The following is a 433-nucleotide window of genomic DNA, read 5'->3' as shown; positions in this document are numbered from 1 at the left end:
CTATAGATTCACAAACAACTATAGAAAATGATGCCCTTAATCAATGGTTACTAGTAGATCTAAATACTGTGATAGATCAAAATGAAATGAACTATCCTATAGGAACTAAACGTTTATATGAACTCTCAACTATTAAAGGCGTTACTGATATACAGTTTATGCCAGGTATCATACAAGGAGAGCTTACTATACGAGTGATGGCTGTAAATAGAAACACTAATACCGTACTCGCAGAAGAAACATTGTTCCTAGATAATAAAGAATACATACTACCTATTATTAAAGATCATAAAAATAAGTATCCTGTTTTAAATTCATCACTACAAAAGGATATACTAACACATCGATTATCTCATGATCAAGCTGTAAACTATATAAGTAATTGGACAAAAAAATCAATGTCAGAAATTGATGAAATCACTTCCTTTAATGG

At 30.3% G+C, this 433-nt stretch carries 1 protein-coding gene; it reads left to right on the top strand.

Annotated features, from left to right (window positions below; genetic code table 11):
* On the top strand, positions 1-433 hold a 433-nt coding region (locus Q1A01_RS23715; RefSeq protein WP_299686063.1), incomplete at both ends, for a hypothetical protein.

This window comes from uncultured Dokdonia sp. (genome assembly GCF_947492815.1).
Taxonomy (GTDB): Bacteria; Bacteroidota; Bacteroidia; order Flavobacteriales; family Flavobacteriaceae; genus Dokdonia.
The sequence above is the reverse complement of the archived record's forward strand: the minus strand, read 5'-3'. Positions and strand labels throughout refer to the sequence as shown.